This is a genomic window from Actinacidiphila polyblastidii (genome assembly GCF_036353415.1).
GTDB classification, from domain to species: domain Bacteria; phylum Actinomycetota; class Actinomycetes; order Streptomycetales; family Streptomycetaceae; genus Actinacidiphila; species Actinacidiphila polyblastidii.
The window spans coordinates 1-438 of the sequence record NZ_JAZEWV010000093.1 but is presented as its reverse complement, the minus strand read 5'-3'; the positions used below and the strand labels follow the sequence as shown (position 1 = coordinate 438).

Genomic DNA, 438 nt, shown 5'->3' with positions numbered 1-438 from the left:
CCTGACCGCCGCCCTGGAGATCGACCCGTCCCTCACCTGGGCCCTCGTTCAGCGCGGACAGGCTCATCGTCAGGCAGACCAGTTCGACGAGGCCATCGCCGACTACACCGCCGCCCTGGAGATCGACCCCTCCCTCACCTGGGCCCTCGTCCAGCGTGGGGAAACTCATCGTCAGGCAGACCAGTTCGACGAGGCCATCGCCGACTACACCGCCGCCCTCCAACAAGACCCCACTGACGCTATGGCACTCGGCTCGCGCGGACAGGCTCATCGTCGGGCGGGGCGGTTCGGCGAGGCCGTCGCCGACCTGACCGCCGCCCTGGAGATCGACCCCTCCCTCACCTGGGCCCTCGTCGAGCGTGGGGAAGCTCATCGTCAAGCGGGGCGGTTTGACGAGGCCGTCGCCGACTACACCGCCGCCCTCCAACAAGACCCCAT

At 68.9% G+C, this 438-nt stretch carries 1 protein-coding gene; it reads left to right on the top strand.

What is annotated here, in order from left to right; all coding sequences use genetic code 11:
• On the top strand, positions 1-438 hold a 438-nt coding region (locus tag V2S66_RS34370; RefSeq protein ID WP_330801035.1), incomplete at both ends, for a tetratricopeptide repeat protein.